Genomic DNA, 19,958 nt, shown 5'->3' on the forward strand with positions numbered 1-19,958 from the left:
GCCGCGAAACCTACTCGCTCTTCCTCATCCGAACCTCAATCCCGATCCCCTCCACCACAACCGAACACGTCCCGAACCGGCTCTCCCGCACCAGTGCCTCGAACCCCTCCGGCGTGTACGCCCGCTTCCTCAACTGCCCCAACGTGAACCGGGTCGTCAACGCGCCCACCGGACCCAGTGACATCCCGTCGACCTCGGCCGCGATCTCCCCGGCCGTCGCCGACTTCCGCAGGTCCTGCACCACGGCCACGCCGCCCGGCCGCAGCACGCGCCACATCTCGTCGAGCGCGTCCACCGGATCCGCGAAGTTCTTGAAGGCCGCCTGGCAGATCAGGAAGTCGAACGACTCCGGGGCGAACGGCATCTTCGCCACATCCCCGTGCACGAACTTCGCCGCGACCCCCTGCTCCCGCGCGTAATCGGAAGCCAGCGACACGAACGTCCGGCTCACGTCGAGGCCCGTGACCACAAACCCCAGCCGCGCCAGCTCGACCGCGTGGAACCCCGGCCCGGGCGCCACCTCGAGCACGTCGGCACCTTCGGGCAGCTCTTTGGCCAGCGCCGCCGCCGAGGACCGGTAGTACGCCAGCTGCGGCGCGGTCCCCCGCCCCCGCGCGTACGCCCGCGCGACGGGCCCTTCCATCTCCGGCACGAGCTTCGTCCGGTGCCGTTTGACCTCGGTGTTCCCCATGACTCATCTCCCGTTCGGTGATCGGCCGAACCGGTTCGGCGAGCGCGGGCCCGTATCCTGGTGATCGCAGCCTGAGGATCGGATCCGCTCCGCGGAATCGGTTCGACGGTTTCCCCGGCTCCGGTGGCGGTGTGCCAGCACCGCCACCGGGGCCGGCTCGGTTACCCCTGGCCGCCTTCGGCGAAAGCGGTCAAGTCCTCCGGCAGCTCCCCGGTCTCCCGGTAGTGCCGCCACGCGGCGACGCCCGGCAGCGCGCCGGACGTCAGGTCGTGGCGTAAGCCGCGCACCCACTCGGCCTCGGCGCGCAGCAGCGCCAGTTCGTACTCGCCTTCCACGAGGAACAGGCGCGGCACCTGGGCCTGCGCGGCCTCCAGCGCCACCGACCGCTGCGCGATCCGCTCGTCCAGCGCGGCGAGCCGCGTCGCGAGCAGCGCGACGACCTCGTCCGGCCCCAGCGAAGCCATGATCGACAGCCCCGCCCGGAACTTCGTCGGCTCGAGGTCCGGCTCACCGAGCAGCTCGGCGACCCAGTCCTCCAGCTCGGCGCGGCCGGCCTCGGTGAGGCGGTAGATGGTGCGCTCGGGCCGCCCGCCGTCGCGCACGCTCCCGACGGCGGCCACGAACCCGTGTTTCTCGAGGTTGCCGACCACGGTGTAGAGCGAGCCCCACTTGATCTTCAGATCGGCGTCCTTGCCGCGTTCCCGCAGCACAGACGCCATTTCGTAAGGGTGCATCGGCCGCTCCAGCAGGGCCGACAGCACAGCCAGCCCCAGCATGTTGCCGACCTTCCGCCGCTTCACCCACACCACTTCCTCGTCGACGAGTACTCGCCTACGAGTATGCGCCACGCGCGGTGGAACCGGCTCAGGGAAAAACCCCGGGATCTCAGAGGTCGAGCATGTACGGCACTTCGACCTGCGCCCGCGTGGACATCCACTCGCGCAGGGCCTTGGTGGCCAGCACATCGTCCTCGTTGTAGCGCAGCAGCCGCGCACGCTGCTCGTCGTCGGGTGCCTCGCCGTCCATGCCGACGGCGTCGCGGTACCAGCGCATCGACGCCTCGCCGCCGGCCTCCGGGTCCCGCCACTGGAACCCGGCGACGGGCGCGATCACCTTGAGCCCCTTGCCGCGCGAGCACAGGAACTGGTCGGTGACGCTGCGGAAGAGGTCCACCCACTCGTCGGAATCCACAAAGGACTGGACGTCCTTCTTGGCCGGCATTCCCGGCTCGGCGCCGAAGCGGTCGACCGAGCCGAACAGCCAGCGGTTCTCCGCCAGCGCGTTGTAGCAGTAGGCGCGGAAGGTGAGGCCGGCCGCGAGCGTGCGCTCACGCACGTCGGTGAACCACGCCCAGAACTCGGCGAACGAGCGCGCCTCATCGACCGTCGGCAATGGGTCCCACGTCGCGAAGGCACGGTAACCCCGCTGCACGCCGATGTCCGCGCCCGAGAGCAGCGTGCCCCACAGGTACGCGCCGGCGTCGCCGAAGCTCTCCATGTCCACGTCGACCTCGACGTCGGCCCGTGGCACCTCGACCTGCGGCGTGCGGCGCACCACCGTCAAGTCGGCGAGCCACGCGCGCGCGAGCACGATCGCGTCGGCGAACGTGCCGCCCGTCCAGTTCATCGGCGGCGGCTCGGCGGCCGGGTCGAGCGCGGCCAGCTTGTCCACAGTGGACACGCCCGCCTTGCGCAGCTCCCCGGCGTCCTCCCCGCGCACCACGAGGCTGACGTCGCGCAGCTCGCCCAGCAGCACCTCGCACGTGGGCCAGAACGGGCAGCGCCGGCACTCCAGCACTCGCGAGGGCATGGCCAGCGGTTCGCCGCCGGTCGCGGCCGCGGTGGCCACGGCCAGTCGGTCGGCGAAGCGCGCGTCGTACTCGTTCAGCGCACTGCGCCCGCCCGGCCAGGTGCCGGCGGTCAGGTCGTGCCACACCACGACGTCGGCGTCCAAGCCGATCACGCCGCCGACGGCGCGGCCGGTCTCGGCCTTCCCGTACGTCTGCAGCATCCGGCGTAGGTGCGCGAGCCGCAGCTGGTCCCGCGGCTGCGACCGGACCTTGCGCGTCTCGTCGGGCGTTCGGTGGCCGGGGTCGAGGTCGGTCAGCCGGGTCGTCGACGCACCCTGGCCGCGGTCGGTGATGCGGTGGCGCACCACGAGCACCGGCACATACCCGGTGGCCGTGCGCACGAGCAGGTCGACGCCGCCGCGCCGGTGCCCGATCGGGTCGGCGCGCAGCAGCGGACCCCAGATGTACTGGACGCCCTCGGCGAAGGCCTCCTCCGTGAGCCGCACGCGGTCGGCGGCCGGCAGGTCGCGCGGGATCCGGGCCCACGTCGCGTCCGGCCCCGAGCCTTCGACGAGGCGCAGCACGATCGCCTCGCGGTGCGCGGTCGCGTCGGCGATCCGCTGCTGCGCCGTGGGGTCCGGCGGCGGCAGCGGGACCTCGCGCATCGCGGGGTCGTGCTCCAGATGCACACGGCGACGGCAGCGGCTGACCGCGCCGGCGTCGAGCAGCACCTCGTTACCCATGACGATCACCTTATCCGCCACCCCCGTCAGAATCGCCTTTCCGTGCTGCGAGCCGACATGCCCGGGGCCGGAGGGACCAGTAAGTTCGACCCCGACACGTCGCAGGAGGTGGGCCATGGCGCGCAAGGCCAAAGAAGACGCGGGTGAAGCTCGGATCACCCCGAAGAAGGCGAAGAACGCGATCGCGGTGGCCAAGGTGATCGGCCCGGCGGTACTGCCGATCGTCGCGCCGTACGCGGTGCGCGCGGCCGGTGCGGCGCGGGAGGCGTACGACCGCTACCAGGCACGCAAGCTCGGTGTCGCCGTCGACCAGCTCGGCGAGTTCACCGGCCGGGGCGCCGCGCTGCACGCCCGCATCGCCGGGCTCGTGCAGGGGCTGAACGAGCTCAAGAAGTCGGGCAAGGCCACCGACGCCGACCAGAAGTTCGCCGCCGACACCCAGGGCACGCTCGAACAGCTCTCCGCCACCGTCCGCGCCGCCGAACGCATGCCCGCCACCCGGCGCAAGGCCGCGCACCGCGCCGTCTCGAGCGAGCTCGACTCGCTCGAGGAGCAGCTGCTGCACCGCCTCGGCGTCTGAGCGCGACCCGGGCCGCTCACCCCGTGAGGTGAACGGCCCGGCCCGAAGAACGACGCAGGTCAAGACGGCAACTGGATCCACTTGTGCGACCACGAGCGCACCGCGTCGAGCACCGGCTCGAGGTCCCGGCCCTTGGCCGTGGCGTGGTACTCGACCTGCACGGGCGACGTGGTGATGACCTGCCGCTCGAGCACGCCCTGCTCCTCCAGCGTCTTCAGCCGCTGCGACAGCATCGTGTCGCTGACGCCCGGCACCGCGGCCTTGATCTGGCCGTAGCGGTGGTGGCCGGTGAGGACAGCGCGCAGGATCGCGCCCGTCCAGCGCGGGCCGATCAGCTCGATCGCCGCGTGGAAGCGCACGCAAGTGTCCTGCACGTCCTCCCGCTGCCCCTCCATGGCCTGCTCCCTAGTTGCCCGCCCGCAGCGGCGCGAGTGAGTCGGTCACGCGCACGAGCTCGTCGAACATCGCCTTGGCCGACGTCTGCACGATGTCGTTCGGCACGAACTCGCCGGCCTCGTTCAGGAACTGCTGCACGAACGGGATCGACACGGCGTCGAACACCGGCGTCATGCGCAGCGTCGTCACGACCTGCTTGATCTGCTGCACCGCGCGCGTGCCCGCCGCGACGCCGCCGTAGCTGACCAGGCCGACGGCCTTGTACTTCCACTCGTTGTGCAGGTAGTCGATCGCGTTCTTGAGCTCGGCGTTGTAGCCGTAGTTGTACTCGGGCATCACGAAGACGAACGCGTCCGCTTCGGCGACCTTCGCGCTCCAGTCCTTGGTGTGCTGGTGCTCGTACTGGCCAAGGCGCGGGTGCTTGGGCTCGTTCATGAACGGCAGGTTGACCTCGGCGAGGTCCACGAGCTCGACGTCGAACCCGCCGTGCTCGATCGCCGCGGCTTCCGTCCACTTGGCCACCGGCAGTCCGACCCGGCCCGGCCGGGTGCTCGCCAGGATGATCTCCAGCTTCGGCAACGCCTCCGCCTCCTCCCGGCCCGACACGCGGGCCGCTCGACTAAGGAATCCTGAGTAACTTAGCATTCCTTAGCGAGCGGCCCGTGTGGGGTTCGTTACTTGATGAAGCCCTTCTCCAGCATCCACTGGTGGGCGACGACGCCGGCGTCCTTGCCGTCGACGTCGACCTGCTTGCACAGCTCCACCATCTGCTTGTTGTCGATCGCCGCCGTGACCTTCTCGAGCGGGCCACGCAGCGCCGGGTGCTCGTTCAGGAAGTCGGTGCGCATCGTCACCGCCGCGTTGTACTGCGGGAACGCCTTCTTGTCGTCCTCGAGCACGCGCAGGTTCAGGCCCGCGATGCGGCCGTCGGTGGTGAACACCTCGCCGACCGGACACGTGCCGTTGGCCACGGCGGAGTAGATGGTGCCGATGCCGAAGTTCTCGATCTTCGGGTTCTGGAAGCCGTACGCCTTGACCGCGGCCGGGAAGCCGTCCTGCCGGCTGGTGAACTCCGTCTCGAGGCAGAACCGCGCCTGGTCCGGGTGCGACTTGAGGAAGGTCGCCAGGTCGGAGGTGGACTTCAGGTTGTTCTTCTGCGCGTACGCATCTGTGGTGGCGAACGCGTATTGGTCGTTGAGCGGCGAGTAGTTGAGCCAGGTGATGCCGTTCTTCTCGGCGTCGGCCTTCGCGGTGGCGTCGTACTGCGCCTTTTCACCGCCCGGTACGGGGAGTTCGTTGCCCTGGTAGTTGATCCACCCGGTGCCGGTGTACTCCCACGTGACGTCGGTCTGGCCGTTGAGCAGGGCCTGCCGCGACGAGTTCGAGCCCTTGATGTCGGTGAGGTCGACGACGTCGGCGCCGGCGGCGCTCAGCGCCATCTCGGCCATGTAGCCCAGGATGATGTTCTCGGTGAAGTCCTTGGACCCCACCACGACCCGGACTCCCTCGACACCGGGCGTCGGCTGGATCGACCCGGGCTGGATCGAGTACGGCAGGGCGGTGTTGAGATCGAGCCCGCACGCCGAGAGCGACACGGCCAGCACCGCGGCGCCGGCCAGGGCCGCGGCCTTCTTCAGGACCTTCATCAGCGCAGTCCCTTCGGTCCGAAGTACTGCTCCGCCACCGCACCGAGCCAGTCGACCAGCAGCGCCAGCGCGACGGCCAGCACCGACCCGGTGATCAGCACCTTCGTGAGGTTGAGCTTGTAGCCGGTGTCGATGAGCAGGCCGAACCCGCCGGCGTTGACGAACATGCCGAACGTCGCCGTGCCGACGGCCAGCACGAGCGACGTGCGCAGGCCGGCCAGGATCAGCGGGATGGCCAGCGGGAACTCGACCCGCCACAGCACCCCCGCCGACGACATCCCGATGCCGCGACCGGCGTCGATCAGCGCCGGGTCGACCTGTTGCAGGCCCACCATCGTGTTCCGCAGCACCGGCAGCAGCGAGTAGAACGCGAGCGGCAGCGCCGCGACCCAGAGGCCACCGACCGCGCCGGTGAAGATGAACCACAGCACCAGCACGCCGAGGGCCGGCGCGGCCTGGCCGATGTTGGCGATCGCGAGGAAGATCGGCGCGAGGGACCTCGCCCACCGCCGCGTGACCATGACGCCGAGCGGCACGGCCACGAGCACCACGATCACGACGACCACCAGCGTCATGGCGACGTGGTCGCGCAGCGCCGTGAGCAGCGAGGTCGCGTTCAGCGTCTCCTTCTCCGTGGCCGTCAGGCCGGTCCCGAAGACCCACCCGAGCGTCGCCGCGACCAGCACGACGACGGCGATGGGCTGGGCGAACAGGCGGAAGCGCTCGGCGCCGCGGGAGCCGGATTCGGTGCTGAAACCGGTGTCGACGACCGCCGTCACTGCGCGCCACCCCCGACCGGTTCGTGGTCGTCGGAGTGCTCGTCGCGCAGCTGCTGGATCGTGTTGATCACGGTGTCCAGCTCGATGACGCCGGCGAACTCGCCGCGCGGGCCGGTGACGGGCACGCCGCCACCCTCGGCGAGCATGGCCTCGAGCGCGTCCTGCAGCGTCGACTGCAGGCTCACGACATCGCGCAACGGCTTGCCCGCCGTGGCCAGCGACGTCGCCGCAGTCAGCTCGCGCCGGTGCACCCAGCGCAGCGGGCGACGGCGGGCGTCGAGCACGAGCACGAAGTGCTTGCGCTGCGCGTCGAGCTTCTGCGCGAGCTCGGCCGGCGATGCGTCGAGGCCGGTGGTGAGCGCGTCCTGCCTCAGCTCGACGTCGCGCACGCGCAGCAGGGTCAGCTGCTTGAGCGAAGCACCGGCGCCGACGAAGCCGGCCACGGTGTCGTCGGCCGGGTTGGCGAGGATCGCGTCCGGGGTGTCGTACTGCAGGATCTTCGACTGGTTGCCGAGCACGGCGATCTTGTCGCCGAGCTTCACGGCCTCGTCGAAGTCGTGCGTGACGAACACGATTGTCTTCTTGAGGTCGGTCTGCAGCCGCAGCAGCTCGTCCTGCAGGTTGCCGCGCGTGATCGGGTCGACGGCGCCGAAGGGTTCGTCCATCAGCAGCAACGGCGGGTCGGCCGCGAGCGCGCGGGCCACGCCGACGCGCTGCTGCTGGCCACCGGAGAGCTGGCGCGGGAAGCGGTCGCGGAAATCGGCCGGGTCGAGGCCGACCAGGTCCATCATCTCCTCGACGCGCGCGGTGATCTTCTTCTTGTCCCAGCCCAGCAGCCCCGGGACCACGCCGATGTTCTGCGCCACGGTGAAGTGCGGGAACAGGCCGGCCTGCTGGATCGCGTAGCCGATGCGCCGCCGCAGGGTGTCGACGTCGAGCTTGAGGGCGTCGTCGCCGCCGATCGTGATACGGCCGGACGTCGGCTCGATCAGGCGGTTGATCATCCGCATGGTGGTGGTCTTGCCGCAGCCGGAAGGGCCGACGAACACCACGATCTTGCCCGCGGGCACGACCATCGAGAAGTCGTCGACGGCGGGCGCCCGGGTGCCCGAGTAGCGCTTGGTGACGTGCTCCAGTTCGATCTCGACGCCGGAGACCTGGTCGTCGGTGTGCTCAGCCACGGAGCCCCCTCGTTACGGTGAGTCGCTTGATCAGGACGTAGATGCCGTCGAGCACGAGCGCGAGGATCACGACGCCGACGGTGCCCGTGAGGGCCTGGTTGAGGGAGTTGGTGCTGCCCGCGTTGGTGAGGCCCGAGAAGACCTCCGACCCCAGGCCGGGGCCCTTCGCGTAGGCCGAGATCACCGCGATGCCCATCAGCATCTGCGTCGCGACCCGCATCCCGGTGAGGATCGCGGGCCAGGCCAGCCGCAGCTCCACTCGCGTCAGCACCGCGAACCGGCTCATGCCGATGCCGCGGGCCGCGTCCGTGACCGCCGGATCGACACCGGCGAGGCCGACGATCGTGTTCCGCACGATCGGCAGCAGGCCGTAGAGGACCAAGGCGATGACCGCGGTGGTGGACCCGAGCCCCGAGATCGGGATCAGCAACCCGAGGAGGGCGAAGGAGGGGACGGTGAGGATCGTGCTGGCCAGCGCGGTCGCGACGGCCGAGCCGATGGGACTGCGGTACACCGCGATGCCGATCACCACACCCAGCGCCGCCGCGAGGATCGTGCACTGCACGACCATGCTCGTGTGCAGCCAGGACTGCAGCAACAGCCTGTCCCACCGGTCCGAGATGTACTCGAAGAGGTTCATGCGTATTCGTTCTCCCGCCGCTTGTGAGATTCCCCGGACGTCACCCGTTCGGAGTAGCTCATCAACCGGTAGCGTGACTACCCAGAATGGACTCGGGCCAAACCTCCCGTCTCACCGTTGGTCAAACCACCGTTTCGCATCCCCGGGCCTTCGGCAACCGAAGCGAACAGCCCGGCCGAGGGGCCGGCACCTGATCGCAACGCGCCTACCAGCACGTACTTGAACGTTCAGCGAACGCGAACTCACGGGCCGGGACGGCTCGATCACGTGGTGCAGCGGCGATAAGCTGCTGCGGTGAGCACCCGGATCCGGCAACGCGGCGCACTAGCCGCCGCGCGCGGCGGGCTGCTCGCGGCCAGTTCCGCGTCACTCGCGGTGACGGCCCACGCCGTCGCCGACGGCGGGCTGCCGGACCCGCCGCTGACCCTGCTGCTCACCGGACTGCTCGGCTGGACCGCCACCGCGCTCGCCGGCAAGGCCCGCGGCCCGCTCGCGACCGTCGCCGTGCTCGGCGCCGGCCAGCTGGTCATGCACCTCGTGCTCACCACGCTCGCGACCCACGACGGCCACGCCGCCGCCGGTTGGGCGAGCGGCTGGACGATGACGGCGGCGCACGCCGTCGCCACGCTGCTTACTGCCCTGCTGCTGGCGCGCGCCGACGCCGTGCTGCTGGCCGTGCTCCGCGTGGTCCGCGCGGTCCTGCCGCGCCTGACCCCCACGCTTCCCGTGCCCGCCGCCGCGGGTGCGCTCCTCCCGCCGCCGCCCGCCGGGGCGGTGGCGATCCTCGACGTCGAGCTGCGGCGGGTCCGCTGCCGGCGCGGGCCACCCGTCCTCTCCTGAACCCAGCTCGATCCCCTTTCCTCACCGGCGGAGCCCCCGAAACGCTCCGCCGGCTCACCCTGTTCAGGAGAAACCCTTGTCCCAGCACGTCTTCAAGCGCGCCGCCGTGGTGGCCGCGACCGTCGGCCTCGCCGGCCTGTTCGGCGCCGGCATCGCGTCGGCGCACGTGACCGCGAACGTCTACGGCGACCAGCCGGCCAAGGGCGGGTACGGCTCGATCTTCTTCCGCGTCCCCAACGAGGACGCGAAGCTCGGCACCGTCAAGCTCGAGGTCGACATCAAGCCGGAGTACGGCATCGGCAGCGTGCGCACCAAGCCGATCCCTGGCTGGACCGCGCAGGTCACCGAGTCGCGGCTGCCGCAGCCGGTGACCACCGCGTCCGGCACGAAGATCACCGAAGCCGTCACCAAGGTGGTCTGGACCGCCCAGCCCGGCACCAAGATCGGGCAGAACGAGTTCCAGGAGTTCCAGATCAGCGCCGGCCCGCTGCCGGCGAACGTCGACCAGCTCGAGTTCCCCGCCATCCAGACGTACGAGGGTGGCAAAGTGGTCGACTGGAACCAGCCCACACCCGCCAGCGGTGAGGAGCCGGAGCACCCGGCGCCCACCGTCAAGCTCGCCGCCGAGAGCGAGGACGGCGACCACGCGTCGATGACCGCCGGCGCGAGCGGCACCGAAGCCGCGGCGCCGGCTTCCGAAGACACCACGGCCCGGTGGCTCGGCGGGGCCGGCCTCGTCGTGGGCGCCCTCGGGCTCGGCATCGGCGGGGGCGCGGTCCTGCGCTCGCGCCGCGCCGCGGCCGGACACAGCGCTGCGAACGGAAACACCGAAGGAACCAAGTGATGCGGAAAGCGCTCCTCGCGCTGGCGATCGCCGGGGTGGCCCTGCTCGGCACGGCCACCCCGGCGCTGGCGCACAACGTGCTGATCAGTTCCGACCCGGCGAACGGCGCGTCCGTCGCCGCCGGTCCGGCGAAGGTCACGCTGACGTTCGACCAGTACGTGCAGAACGCCGACGTGAACCAGATCGCGGTGACCGGGCCCGACGGCAACCAGTGGGCCGAGGGCCCGGTGACCGTGGAGAACAACGTGATCAGCGCGCCGCTGCGGCCACTGGGCCCAGCGGGCAAGTACACCGTCGGCTACCGGATCCTGTCGGCCGACGGGCACCCGGTGTCGGGAGAGATCCCGTTCACGCTCACCAAGGCGGGCGCCGGCACGCCGGCGAAGGTCGACGCGGCCAAGGCGGCCGGGGCACCCGCCTCGGCGGCCGCGGGCTCGGCGTCGAGCTCGACCGGGATCCCGATCTGGGTGTGGATCGCCGGCGCGGTGGTCCTGCTCGCGATCGGGCTGACCGTCGCGCTGCGCACCGGGCGTGAGCCGAGCCAGGAGAAGACGAAGCAGTGACCCAGGCCGAGACCACCTCCGAAGTCCGCTGGTCCACGCTGCTGTGCGTGGTGACGGCGGGCCTGCTGGGCGCGCTGATCGGCGTCGCGCTGACGGCGGCCGCCCCCGTGCCGGGTGTGGTCGAACCCAGCGAGGTGGTCTCGGCCGCCATCCCGATCGTGCGCGTGCTGATGGACCTGGCCGCGGTCGCCACGATCGGGCTGGGGCTGCTTTCGGTGATGGTCGGCTACGACCGGCCGAAGCTCACCGAGCCGATCATGCAGCGGGCGCGGCCCGCGGCGGTCGCGTCCGCGCTGATCTGGTCGGCCACGTCGGTGGTCGCCCTGATCCTGCAGACGGCGGAGTACAAGCCGGGCCAGTCGACGCTCACGCCGGGCGACATCGGCTCGTACATCGCGGAGGTCGGCGCCGGCAAGGCGCTCGTGATCGTCGCGGTGCTGGCGCTGCTGCACGCGGGGCTCGGCTTCCTTTCGCTGCGCCAGGGCGAGAAGGTGCCGGCCGAGGTGCGTGTGGGCGTGGGCATGTTCGCGCTGCTGCCGCTGCCGGTGACCGGCCACGCGTCGAACTCGTCGTGGCACGACTACACGATGATCTCGATGGAGCTGCACGTGATGAGCGCCGTCGCGTGGTGCGGCGGCCTCAGCGCGATGATCGTGCTGCTCGCCACGAACCGCACGCTGCTCGCCCATGCGCTGCCGCGGTTCTCCAAGCTGGCGACGCTGTGCCTGATCATCTCCGCGGTGACCGGAGTGTTCAACGGCGCCGTCGAGATCCTGGCCAACCCCACGATCAGCTTCTGGGCGGGCGTCTTCACCACGCCGTACGGGCAGCTGGTGCTGTTGAAGATCGCGTGCACGGGGGCGATCGCGCTGCTCGCCGGCAACCTCCGCTGGCGGCTGATGCCGCAGATCGTGCGCCACAACCGCACCGCGATCGCGTGGTGGGCCACGCTCGAACTCACGGTGATGGGGCTGGCGTTCGGCTTCGCCGTGGTGCTCACGCGGGCGCCGGTCGCCGTCTTCTGAACCCCCCACCGGCCCGAGATCACGTCACGTAGCTGCAAATTGCACTGCGGGAGTAGCAATCCGGCGTCCGGGCGACCGGCCGAGCCGAATTTTCTCCTTGGACGCGCACCTCGTCGGCAGTTGGCTGGAAAGCGACGAGCGGTCGCCTCCGGGCGTCGAATGCACGTGCATCAGCTCATGTATGTGACGCAGGGCACTTGTCCCGGTGAGCGGTACTCATCGGTAACGCGTCCAGCTCGCGTTCGTGCGCCCGTGGCGGAGGTCGTCCAGCCGGCGGTGCAGCTCGGCGCGCACCTGCGGATGGCTGCGCAGGATCGGCAGCACGCTGGTCGTGAGCTTGAGCTCCCGCACGGCGCGCAGCACGGCGAAGCCGGACCAGGTGGTGACGTCAAAGCCGTAGGCGCGGGAAAACCGCAGGTAACGGCTCGGCAGGTCCCCGAACCGCTCGAGGCCGACCGCGAGCGGCGTGAGGTCCCACTCGGGCGGCCCGACGCACGAGGAGTCGAAGTCGCACAGCACCGGGCCGTCCCGGCCGGGGATCACGTTGCCCGGGTACGCGTCACCGTGGACGAAGCCCCTGGCCAGCGGGAAGTCCAGCGTCACGAGCTGCGCTTCGACCTCCGCGCAGCGCTCCAGCAGGAACTCGCGGTCGCCGTCAGCCAGCTCCTCCGCGTCGGAAACCCGGGCGCGCACCGCGTCGAACGGCGCCCACTCGGCGAGGCCTTCGGGCGGCGGCAGCGCGTGCACCCGGCGCAGCAGTCCGGCCAGGTCGACAGTGGTCGCAGGCCGCCCGATCGACGGCACCTCGTGCCACACCGTGACCAGGTGCGGCCCGACGGCCAGCGGCTGGTCGACGCCTTCCAGCAGCCGGATCGCGGGCACGTCGTGGCGCGCGAAGTGCCGGGCGACGCGCACGACGGTATCGACGCGGTGGCGAAGCCGCGTGGAGCCGACGATCCGCACGACGACCGGGGCGCTGGCCAGCGCGTACACCGCGTTGTTGGTGAAGCGCAGCAGCCGCGCACCGGCCGGGTCCAAGCCCAGCAGCGCGCACGTTTCGGTCAGGACCTCGTGCAGCTTCGCTTGCGTGAAGCGGCCGTCGAGCGGCACGCCGGTGCTTCCGGCGACCTCAGGCGGCGTAGAAGATCTTGAGCCGGTCGGCGAGATCACGCGCGTCACCGTTGTTGCGCCGGCGCTCGGCCTCGACCTGCAGCGGGCGCATGCGGTCCTTGACCCGCTCCGACTTGATGCTCTCCGCGTAGTCGATGGCCTTGCCGCCCACCTTGGCGCCGTGATCGAGGTCGCCGTCGAGCAGGTGGTTCGTGGCCAGCGCGCTGAGCATGAACGTCTTGCTGCGCGCCATGTCGTCGGTGTAGGACTCGACGGCCCTGGTCAGTGCCGGGATCGCGTACTTGGTGTGCTCGGGGTTCTTCTGCGCCAGCACCGTGTGGACGGTCCCGGTCATCGCGTAGACGTCGGTCTCGTTGAAGAACTTCACCCACGATTCGGCGTTGACGATGTCGGCGCGCGCAAACTCGTCCTTGCTGCGCCCGAGCAGCTTCGTGGCCTGCTCCTCGTTGCCCATCATCGCGTAGGCCCAGGCCTCGTTGGCGCAGAGCACCGCGACGGCGAGCTCCGAACCCGATTCCTGCGCGGCGATCTGACCCAGCTGGAAAAGCTTCAGCGCGTCGTTGGGTGCGTCCTGGTGCAGGTAGACGCGGCCCATGCGGTAGAGCACGTTGGCCACGAGCGGGTGGCTGTCACCTTGTTTGGCCAGGTCCAGTGCGTTGGCGAAGTGGCCGCGGGCGGAGTCCATGAGCCCGGTGTCGAACGACGTCCAGCCGGCCAGGCTGTGCAGGTCGGCCAGCGCCACGAACAGGCGGGACTTGACCAGCTCCGTCGAGTTCGCCTCGAGCATTTGCTGGCCCCAGGACAGCTGCGCCACCACGGCGTCGCGGCAGAACCCGCCGCCGTACTGGTAGTCGAGCGCCCGCAGCGCTCTGGTCGCCGCCTCGACCTGGCGCACGTCGGTCATGCCGATGCGCCCGGGGGCGGGCGTCCGCGCGGGCGCCTCCGACCACGTCCCTGATTCCGGACCGAACACCGCCGCACCCATCGTGACCTGGGCGGCGTGCGCGAGGAACCTCCGTCGCTTCACGGACTCGTCCTCCTCAGCCTGCCGGCCGTCGGACGAACCGACGACCCGTATCGCCGTGGTCTCGTCGTACGCGAGACCCATGTATCCACGGGGGACACCCAGGCCGTCGGCGATTCTCGTGAGGACGTCGTAGGCCATGACCTGGCGACCCTTGAGGATCTCCGACACCTCGGACTGCGACTGGCCGGTCATCGCGGCGATCTGGCGCTGCGAGACGCCGTGCTTGCGCAACAAGCGGTAGACCGCGCTGATCTCCCTGGCCGCCAGCGCCGACCGCATGTCGGGCTGTTCCCACGCGTCAGGCGGAACCGGGCTGCCCTGGCGGGCATCGGCACCGGAAACGCTGTCGCCGGAACTGGCGTCCATAACGACCCCTCACCATCCGTTGGGCGTCGGAAGCAGACTAAGCACACCTCTGAAACCTTGTGAAACGAGCAGACAGTGTGTCTGATCGGCCCGGCCGAACTCCACTGACCGCTTACCGTGGAACCCCGTCCGGTCACCGCTATGACGCGGTTTCGACCTTCTATCGAACTCGCTTTCACTTCACTGTAGTTGTCAGATCTCCGTCACCGCCCGGACACCGGCAGCGATCACGGAGAGCTACGAAAACCGGGCGGCCCGTCAGGTGTTTGTCAGACGAGAGATCGTCGGGCGGACGGAAAGCCGGACCGATCGGTGACGGCGCAGACGTGCATCTCGCAAGGTGCACTCGGACGAGAGAGCGGTGGAGGGCCAGTGGAGTTCGTTGACTCGCTCGCAGGAGGACATGCCGGGACCGTGATGCGGCCCGCGCGGCCCGCCCCGGGCGCGGCGGCTGTCGCCACGGCGACCCGGCCGGTCACCCCCTCCGCCGTCGCCGACCCCCGCACGGCGGGCGTGCGTCACTACGAAGGCGGGCAGCTGGTGTGGCGCGTGCAGTGCGGCGACCTCATCAGCCGCGAGCGCGCGGTGACCGTGTTCGTCGAGGACGACCAGGTCGTGGTGGTCTCACCGCCGGGTGAGACCGCCCGCTTGACGTCCGGCCAGCTCGGCCAGCTCCGGGCCGCGCTCAACGAAGCCGCCAAGATGGCTGAAAGGTGACGGTGAGCTCTCCATGGATCAGGTACTCGGGCAGGTCCTCCGCAACGCGGTCTGGGAGCGCCTCGACATGCTGTCCGACCTGGCGAACCGCGCCGACGCCCAGTCACTCGTCTCGGTCGCCCGCTCCGAACTGCCGCGCCTGACCGAAGGCTGGCGGGCGATGCTGCAGGCGCACGAGCCCGACGAGCGCGGTGACTGCCCGACCTGCTCGACCCGGTGGCACCGCTGCAAGGCGCCGTGCTCGGTGTGGCAGGTGGCGCACGAGCACCTGGTCGCCGGCGGCCTCGCGCCGCAAGCCCGCGCCCAGGACGATCGCCGCTCCAGCCGGCGCCGCCTCCCGAACCAGGCCCGGCGCGCGGACCGCGTGTCGCCGGCCGAGACCACCGGTCGCCACGCGCTGGTGACCCCCCGGGCCGCCACGGCCTGAACCACCCCGAACCGGCGAGCGAGCGCCGGGCCCGACAGCCCCGGTCGGCCCGGCACCGGCACCCTCGCCTCAGCCGCGGACTGGTTCGTCCGTCTCCCCGAGCGCGACGAACCAGTCCCGGTTCCCCAGCCCCCACCGCGATTAATCGAAAATTTTCACGGCAAGATCTAGCGAAGCGCGAAATCCGCCGCTAGGTTGAAGATCATCGCAGCTGGTTCAAACCCTGCTACGACCACAAACTCCGTGGGCCGGTGCCGTTGCACTCCCCTCCCCCGACCGGCACCGGCCCGCGGTTCCACTTTTCGGCGTTATCGTCTTTGCCCGATTACCGGACGGCTCGCACCCGCGTGACGAGCACTCCCGCGACCACGGTCGCGAGTGCCGCCGCACCGAACAGCGCCGGGTAGCCACCGAGCCAGTTGAGGATCAGCGTCGTCAGCAGTGGTGCCACGACCTGTGGCAGCGAGCTCGCGATGTTCACCACGCCGAGGTCCTTCGCGCGGTTCTGCGCGACCGGCAACACCTGCGTGAGCATCGCCAGCGCCACCGCCATGTACACGCCGAACCCCACGCCCAGCAGCGGCGACGCGACGAGCGCGACCGGCCAGGTCTGCCACACCACCAGCAGCAGCGCGGCCAGTGCCATCACAGCCGAGGACGCCAGCACGTACGGCTTGCGGCGGCCCGACCCGTCGGAGAAGTGCCCGGCCAGCACCGCGCCGATCACGAGCGCTACGCCGTAGAGGCCCATCATGATGAGCAGCCCGGTGTCCGGGTCGGGGTAGTGCACGGCGTCCTTGAGGAAGAACAGCAGGTAGAGGGTGCCGAACGCGTTGCCGAGGTTGATCATGAAGTGGCAGCCCCAGGCCCACGCGAAGTCCGGGTGCTTGCGCGGCGAAACCCACAGCTCGGCCAGGACCTCCTTGCGGCGCCCGCTCGGCCGGAACTCCACGGGCAGGCGCGCGTCGGGCGTCCGCAGCACGAACGCGGCGGCGCCGCCGAGCACGATCACCGCGCACACCGCGTACCCCAGGGGCAGGCCGGCGAGGTCGAGCATCACAACCACGACCACGGCACCGAGCACCGTGCCGAGCATCTGCGCGATGCCGACGAGCCCGCCCACCTGTGCGCGCTGACCCACCGGCACGCGGTCGGCGATACCGCACATGAGCGTGGCGAGCATGCCGTTCAGCCCCGCCTGCACGAGGCACCAGCCGAGGGTCATCACCACGACGTTCGGTGCTTCGGCGAGCACCAGCAGGCCGGCCGCACCGGTGACCGCGCCGGCGACCGTCCACGGGTGGCGGCGGCCGAAGCGCGAAGTGGTGCGGTCGGACAGCAGCCCGATGGCCGGGTTCGCGACCAGCGCCACCGCCGCACCGATGCCGGTGACGATGCCGAACACTGTCTCCTTGTCGGCCGCGTCCAAAATTTCAGCCTGCTGCGGCAGCAGGACCTGGATCGGCGCGTAGATGCCGAGCCACAGCGCGATGTTCGCGAAGAACAGCAGGCTCATCCAGCCGGGGCGCACCCGCACCACGGGTTCGGCGAACGCCGCGGGGACCCCGTTGGTGGTCGTGTCACTCATCGTTGACCAGCTTTCGGTACCAGGCGAAGGAGTCCTTCGGCGTGCGGCGCTGAGTCTCGTAGTCCACGTGCACGAGCCCGAAGCGGGGTGCGTAGCCCTTGGCCCACTCGAAGTTGTCGAGCAGCGACCAGACGAAGTAGCCGCGCACGTCCACACCGGCGTCCATGGCTTCGCGCACGGCCCGCAGGTGCCCGTCGAGGAAGTCGATGCGCTCGAGGTCGTGGACCTGGCCGTCTTCTCCCGGTTCGTCGGCGAAGCTGCAGCCGTTTTCCGTGACGTAAACAGGCGGCAGGCCCGCCGACGTACTCCCTTCCGCGGAGGCGGAATCAGACACAGTGCGGTAGCGGTCCTGGAACGACACCAGCAGCTCGCGCAGGCCGTCCGGCACGATCGGCGAGCCGTTGGTCGTCATCGGATAACCCTCGATCGGGCACAGCTCGAACGGAAGGGGACTCCCCTCACCGGGTGCCGCGACGCCCTGCGGTTCGTAGTAGTTGACGCCGTAGAAGTCGAGCGGCTGGTGGATGACCGGCAGGTCGTTCGCGAAGCCGTCGGGCAGGTGGGGGTGGATCTGCTCGGGGTAGCTGCCGAGCAGCACCGGATCGGCGAACGTGCGGTTGAGGAGGGCGTCGAGCCAGTTCGTCGCCTCTTCGGCTCCCTCGCCGACGGACCAGATCGGCGAGTGGTTGTTAGCCGTGCCGATGCCGGTGGCGCCGGCCGCCCGCAGCGCTTGCACGGCGAGGCCGTGGGCGAGGTTCTGGTGGTGTGCGGTCGGGAGCGCGTCCAGCAGGAGGACCCGGCCCGGTGCGTACTCCCCGATGCCGTAGCCGTAGATCGACATCACCATGGGCTCGTTGAGCGGGATCCACATTTTCACCCGGTCGGCGAAGTGCTCACCCAGGACGGTGGCGTACTCGGCGAAGTGGTCGGCGGTGTCGCGGTTGAGCCAGCCGCCCGCGTCTTCGAGCACCTGCGGGGTGTCCCAGTGGTAGATCGTGACGACCGGATCGATGCCGGCGGCGCAGACCTCGTCGATGAGCTTGTCGTAGAAGGCCAGGCCCTCGGCGTGGGGCCGGCCGGTGCCGGTGGGCTGGATGCGCGGCCAGGCGATCGACATCCGGTAGGCGCCGACGCCGAGTTCCGCCATCAGGGCGATGTCTTCGGAGTAGCGGTGGTAGTGGTCCGCCGCTACCTTGGCGTCCTCACCACGCGCGATCTTTCCGTCGGTCGCGGTGAAGGTGTCCCAGATGGACGGTCCACGGCCTGCTTCGGCCGTGGCGCCTTCGATCTGGAACGCCGAGGTTGACACACCCCAGAGGAATTCGGACGGGAAGGTCGGGTAGTCCACCGGCGGAACACACCTCTCTCATCGGCCACCCGGTCGGGTGAACGTGAAAAGTTCTCATATGCTAGGTCGTCACTCGTCCAGGGGGAAGCCCGCAAGGGCGCTAAAGTCCCAGATCAGACGAGTGGTTCCGCCGTCACCGGCGGAACAGGGAAGCGAGAAGGACCGAGGAACGACAGTGTCCGAGACCCAGGCGGAGACCACTCCGCTCCGGCGCAAGCCCGTGCAGCAGCGCAGCGCGAAGCGGGTGGAGCAGATGCTCGACGCCAGCGCCCAGCTCATCGACGAGGTGGGCTACGACGCCTTGACGACCACCCTGATCGCCAAGCGCGCGAACGTCGCGGTCGGTTCGCTGTACCAGTTCTTCCCCGACAAACGGGCCGTGGTGCAGGCGCTGACGCAGCGGAATCTGGAGCGCTTCGTGGCCGCGGTGAACGAGCGGCTGAAGGAGCTGAACCCCGAGCACTGGTGGAACATCGTCGACTCCGTGCTCGACATCTACCTGCAGATGCACCGCGAGGTCCCGGGCTTCTCCAAGGTCCACTTCGGTGACGTCATCGACCTTCAGCTCCTGGACCCCGTCCGCGACAACAACTCCGTGATCGTCGATTCGCTCGTCGACATCCTGCGCGTCCAGGTCGACCGCCCGGCCGACGAACTCCGCTTCGCCATCGCGATCGCCAACGAGACGGCCGACGCGCTGCTGAAGCTGGCCTTCCGCCGGGATCCCCAAGGCGACGAGCGCATCGTGGCCGAGGCGAAGTACGTCGTGAAGGGCTACCTGGCGAGCAAATTCGGGGAGTGACGGCCGACGGCTTCGAGGAACCATTCGAGGGCCGGCGTGAGCGGCTCCGGCGCCGCCCAGCCGTTGACGCGGGCGAGGAGCCGGAGGTAGTCGTCGCGCCTCGGATCGACGGCTGCCCTGATCCGCGAGATGTCTTCGGCCGTGGGGTCGATGGCGCGAACGGCCGCTACCCCGTCTTGCCCGGAGGACTTGAGCTCCACGACTCGGTGGATGACGTCCTTGCCCAGGGTGTGGTGGTCTTCGGCCAGCCGGTGAAGCAGGGCGCGGAACTCCTGGTCCCGGCTCAGTTCCGCGAGTTCGACCCACGCGTCGACTTGCTCGGGCGTGGGCTCGTCGGGCAGCTCGGGGGTGAGTGAGCGCTCGATCCCCGCGATCGCCGGATGTCGGCGCACATCGCCGAACACCGCGTCGAGGAACTCCCCGACGAGCCGGCGCCGCTCGTTCCCGTTCAGCGTGGCCAATTCGTGCATCAGCTCCACCTCCTCCGCTCCGGCTCCCCGCCTCGCGACGGCCAGCAAGACGGCCCGCCGCAGCTTCAGCTCGTCGATGCGCGCGGCCAGCTCCTCCGCCTCCCGCTGCGCGACGTCAGCCACTTCGGCCTCCCGCTCGACCACCGCCCGGATCGTCGTGAGCCCAACGCCGAGTGCTCGCAAGGTGCGGACCAGCCGGAGCCGGGCGAGGGCCTTCGCGCCGTACCTGCGCCGGCCGGCGCTGTCCCGCCCGGCCGTCGGTACGAGCCCGACGTCGGAGTAGTAGCGGACAGCCTTGACCGTCAGGCCGGTCAGCCGGGCGAGGTCACCGATGGCGAGGACGTCGTCTTCCACGTCGATGAGCC

Annotated in this window: 22 protein-coding genes; 8 read left to right on the forward strand and 14 right to left on the reverse strand. The window is 70.1% G+C overall.

Annotation, left to right across the window (positions count from 1 at the left end; translation table 11 throughout):
* Positions 1 to 10 precede the first annotated feature (10 nt).
* From I6J71_RS43930 to I6J71_RS43940, 3 genes are all read right to left on the reverse strand, one after another.
* The gene (locus I6J71_RS43930) at positions 11 to 691 is read right to left on the reverse strand and encodes a class I SAM-dependent methyltransferase (protein ID WP_204092246.1); all 681 of its coding nucleotides are present in this window, start codon (positions 689 to 691) and stop codon (positions 11 to 13) included.
* A 161-nt stretch (positions 692 to 852) separates the two neighbouring features.
* Positions 853 to 1,491: a PadR family transcriptional regulator gene (locus tag I6J71_RS43935; RefSeq protein ID WP_204092247.1), complete on the reverse strand. Its 639-nt coding sequence runs from the start codon at positions 1,489 to 1,491 to the stop codon at positions 853 to 855.
* An 85-nt stretch (positions 1,492 to 1,576) separates the two neighbouring features.
* Entirely contained in the window at positions 1,577 to 3,223 is a 1,647-nt protein-coding gene (locus I6J71_RS43940; protein WP_204092248.1) for a TM0106 family RecB-like putative nuclease, read from the reverse strand.
* A gap of 115 nt (positions 3,224 to 3,338) precedes the next feature.
* Between I6J71_RS43940 and I6J71_RS43945 the strand changes: the two genes are divergently transcribed.
* Positions 3,339 to 3,803, forward strand: coding sequence for a DUF6474 family protein (locus I6J71_RS43945; protein WP_204092249.1), 465 nt, complete (start codon positions 3,339 to 3,341; stop codon positions 3,801 to 3,803).
* Between the two features lie 59 nt (positions 3,804 to 3,862).
* Here I6J71_RS43945 and I6J71_RS43950 read toward each other — a convergent pair whose 3' ends face one another.
* The 6 genes from I6J71_RS43950 to I6J71_RS43975 form a co-directional block, all read right to left on the reverse strand.
* The gene (locus tag I6J71_RS43950) at positions 3,863 to 4,198 is read right to left on the reverse strand and encodes a helix-turn-helix domain-containing protein (protein ID WP_204092250.1); all 336 of its coding nucleotides are present in this window, start codon (positions 4,196 to 4,198) and stop codon (positions 3,863 to 3,865) included.
* 10 nt (positions 4,199 to 4,208) lie between these two features.
* The gene (locus I6J71_RS43955) at positions 4,209 to 4,805 is read right to left on the reverse strand and encodes an NADPH-dependent FMN reductase (protein WP_239154251.1); all 597 of its coding nucleotides are present in this window, start codon (positions 4,803 to 4,805) and stop codon (positions 4,209 to 4,211) included.
* A 68-nt stretch (positions 4,806 to 4,873) separates the two neighbouring features.
* Complete coding sequence (locus I6J71_RS43960; protein ID WP_204092251.1) at positions 4,874 to 5,845, reverse strand: glycine betaine ABC transporter substrate-binding protein; 972 nt, start codon at positions 5,843 to 5,845, stop codon at positions 4,874 to 4,876.
* Positions 5,845 to 6,624 (reverse strand): ABC transporter permease, encoded by a 780-nt coding sequence (locus I6J71_RS43965; RefSeq protein WP_204092252.1) that lies wholly within the window; start codon positions 6,622 to 6,624, stop codon positions 5,845 to 5,847. Before I6J71_RS43965 ends, I6J71_RS43960 begins: the two co-directional genes overlap by 1 nt.
* A complete protein-coding gene (locus I6J71_RS43970; protein WP_204092253.1) occupies positions 6,621 to 7,805 on the reverse strand; it encodes an ABC transporter ATP-binding protein in 1,185 nt (394 codons plus the stop codon). Before I6J71_RS43970 ends, I6J71_RS43965 begins: the two co-directional genes overlap by 4 nt.
* Positions 7,798 to 8,445, reverse strand: coding sequence for an ABC transporter permease (locus I6J71_RS43975; RefSeq protein ID WP_204092254.1), 648 nt, complete (start codon positions 8,443 to 8,445; stop codon positions 7,798 to 7,800). The genes I6J71_RS43970 and I6J71_RS43975 overlap by 8 nt, the downstream gene beginning before the upstream one ends.
* Positions 8,446 to 8,790: 345 nt before the next feature.
* Between I6J71_RS43975 and I6J71_RS43980 the strand changes: the two genes are divergently transcribed.
* The 4 genes from I6J71_RS43980 (at position 8,791) to I6J71_RS43995 (ending at position 11,717) form a co-directional block, all read left to right on the forward strand.
* Positions 8,791 to 9,285 carry a hypothetical protein gene (locus I6J71_RS43980; protein ID WP_204097558.1) on the forward strand — a complete coding sequence of 165 codons (495 nt, stop codon included), beginning with the start codon at positions 8,791 to 8,793 and terminating at the stop codon, positions 9,283 to 9,285.
* A gap of 76 nt (positions 9,286 to 9,361) precedes the next feature.
* The gene (locus tag I6J71_RS43985) at positions 9,362 to 10,129 is read left to right on the forward strand and encodes a YcnI family protein (RefSeq protein ID WP_204092255.1); all 768 of its coding nucleotides are present in this window, start codon (positions 9,362 to 9,364) and stop codon (positions 10,127 to 10,129) included.
* Entirely contained in the window at positions 10,129 to 10,692 is a 564-nt protein-coding gene (locus I6J71_RS43990) for a copper resistance CopC family protein (protein WP_204092256.1), read from the forward strand. Before I6J71_RS43985 ends, I6J71_RS43990 begins: the two co-directional genes overlap by 1 nt.
* Positions 10,689 to 11,717, forward strand: coding sequence for a copper resistance D family protein (locus I6J71_RS43995; protein ID WP_204092257.1), 1,029 nt, complete (start codon positions 10,689 to 10,691; stop codon positions 11,715 to 11,717). The genes I6J71_RS43990 and I6J71_RS43995 overlap by 4 nt, the downstream gene beginning before the upstream one ends.
* Before the next feature lie 216 nt (positions 11,718 to 11,933).
* Here I6J71_RS43995 and I6J71_RS44000 read toward each other — a convergent pair whose 3' ends face one another.
* Together I6J71_RS44000 and I6J71_RS44005 are read right to left on the reverse strand one after the other, a co-directional pair.
* Positions 11,934 to 12,827: a phosphotransferase family protein gene (locus I6J71_RS44000; RefSeq protein ID WP_255570919.1), complete on the reverse strand. Its 894-nt coding sequence runs from the start codon at positions 12,825 to 12,827 to the stop codon at positions 11,934 to 11,936.
* 19 nt (positions 12,828 to 12,846) lie between these two features.
* Complete coding sequence (locus tag I6J71_RS44005) at positions 12,847 to 14,241, reverse strand: helix-turn-helix transcriptional regulator (RefSeq protein ID WP_204092258.1); 1,395 nt, start codon at positions 14,239 to 14,241, stop codon at positions 12,847 to 12,849.
* A 372-nt stretch (positions 14,242 to 14,613) separates the two neighbouring features.
* On the opposite strand from I6J71_RS44005, the gene I6J71_RS44010 reads away from it, so the two are divergent.
* Together I6J71_RS44010 and I6J71_RS44015 are read left to right on the forward strand one after the other, a co-directional pair.
* Entirely contained in the window at positions 14,614 to 14,958 is a 345-nt protein-coding gene (locus I6J71_RS44010) for a hypothetical protein (protein ID WP_204092259.1), read from the forward strand.
* Between the two features lie 13 nt (positions 14,959 to 14,971).
* Positions 14,972 to 15,385: a hypothetical protein gene (locus I6J71_RS44015; protein ID WP_204092260.1), complete on the forward strand. Its 414-nt coding sequence runs from the start codon at positions 14,972 to 14,974 to the stop codon at positions 15,383 to 15,385.
* Between the two features lie 325 nt (positions 15,386 to 15,710).
* Here the strand turns inward: I6J71_RS44015 and I6J71_RS44020 are convergent, their stop codons facing one another.
* Together I6J71_RS44020 and I6J71_RS44025 are read right to left on the reverse strand one after the other, a co-directional pair.
* On the reverse strand, positions 15,711 to 16,973 hold the full coding sequence (locus tag I6J71_RS44020) for an MFS transporter (protein WP_204092261.1): 1,263 nt from the start codon (positions 16,971 to 16,973) through the stop codon (positions 15,711 to 15,713).
* Positions 16,966 to 18,321, reverse strand: a complete 1,356-nt coding sequence (locus I6J71_RS44025) for a GH1 family beta-glucosidase (protein ID WP_204092262.1) — start codon at positions 18,319 to 18,321, stop codon at positions 16,966 to 16,968. Before I6J71_RS44025 ends, I6J71_RS44020 begins: the two co-directional genes overlap by 8 nt.
* Before the next feature lie 175 nt (positions 18,322 to 18,496).
* Here I6J71_RS44025 and I6J71_RS44030 point away from each other — a divergent pair, with 175 nt between their 5' ends.
* The gene (locus I6J71_RS44030; RefSeq protein ID WP_239154252.1) at positions 18,497 to 19,123 is read left to right on the forward strand and encodes a TetR/AcrR family transcriptional regulator; all 627 of its coding nucleotides are present in this window, start codon (positions 18,497 to 18,499) and stop codon (positions 19,121 to 19,123) included.
* Here I6J71_RS44030 and I6J71_RS44035 read toward each other — a convergent pair.
* Entirely contained in the window at positions 19,096 to 19,947 is an 852-nt protein-coding gene (locus I6J71_RS44035) for a MerR family transcriptional regulator (protein ID WP_204092263.1), read from the reverse strand. The genes I6J71_RS44030 and I6J71_RS44035 overlap by 28 nt on opposite strands.
* Positions 19,948 to 19,958: the final 11 nt, after the last annotated feature.

It is taken from the genome of Amycolatopsis sp. FDAARGOS 1241, assembly GCF_016889705.1.
Classification (GTDB): Bacteria; Actinomycetota; Actinomycetes; order Mycobacteriales; family Pseudonocardiaceae; genus Amycolatopsis.

Bases quoted from the DNA above. Each gene is read 5' to 3' on its own strand.
- I6J71_RS43990 (WP_204092256.1), top strand. From the start codon at position 10,129: ATGCGGAAAGCGCTCCTCGCGCTGGCGATCGCCGGGGTGGCCCTGCTC.
- I6J71_RS43940 (WP_204092248.1), bottom strand. From the start codon at position 3,223: ATGGGTAACGAGGTGCTGCTCGACGCCGGCGCGGTCAGCCGCTGCCGT.
- I6J71_RS43950 (WP_204092250.1), bottom strand. From the start codon at position 4,198: ATGGAGGGGCAGCGGGAGGACGTGCAGGACACTTGCGTGCGCTTCCAC.
- I6J71_RS43975 (WP_204092254.1), bottom strand. From the start codon at position 8,445: ATGAACCTCTTCGAGTACATCTCGGACCGGTGGGACAGGCTGTTGCTG.
- I6J71_RS44005 (WP_204092258.1), bottom strand. From the start codon at position 14,241: ATGGACGCCAGTTCCGGCGACAGCGTTTCCGGTGCCGATGCCCGCCAG.
- I6J71_RS43945 (WP_204092249.1), top strand. From the start codon at position 3,339: ATGGCGCGCAAGGCCAAAGAAGACGCGGGTGAAGCTCGGATCACCCCG.
- I6J71_RS43930 (WP_204092246.1), bottom strand. From the start codon at position 691: ATGGGGAACACCGAGGTCAAACGGCACCGGACGAAGCTCGTGCCGGAG.
- I6J71_RS44015 (WP_204092260.1), top strand. From the start codon at position 14,972: ATGGATCAGGTACTCGGGCAGGTCCTCCGCAACGCGGTCTGGGAGCGC.
- I6J71_RS44020 (WP_204092261.1), bottom strand. From the start codon at position 16,973: ATGAGTGACACGACCACCAACGGGGTCCCCGCGGCGTTCGCCGAACCC.
- I6J71_RS43960 (WP_204092251.1), bottom strand. From the start codon at position 5,845: ATGAAGGTCCTGAAGAAGGCCGCGGCCCTGGCCGGCGCCGCGGTGCTG.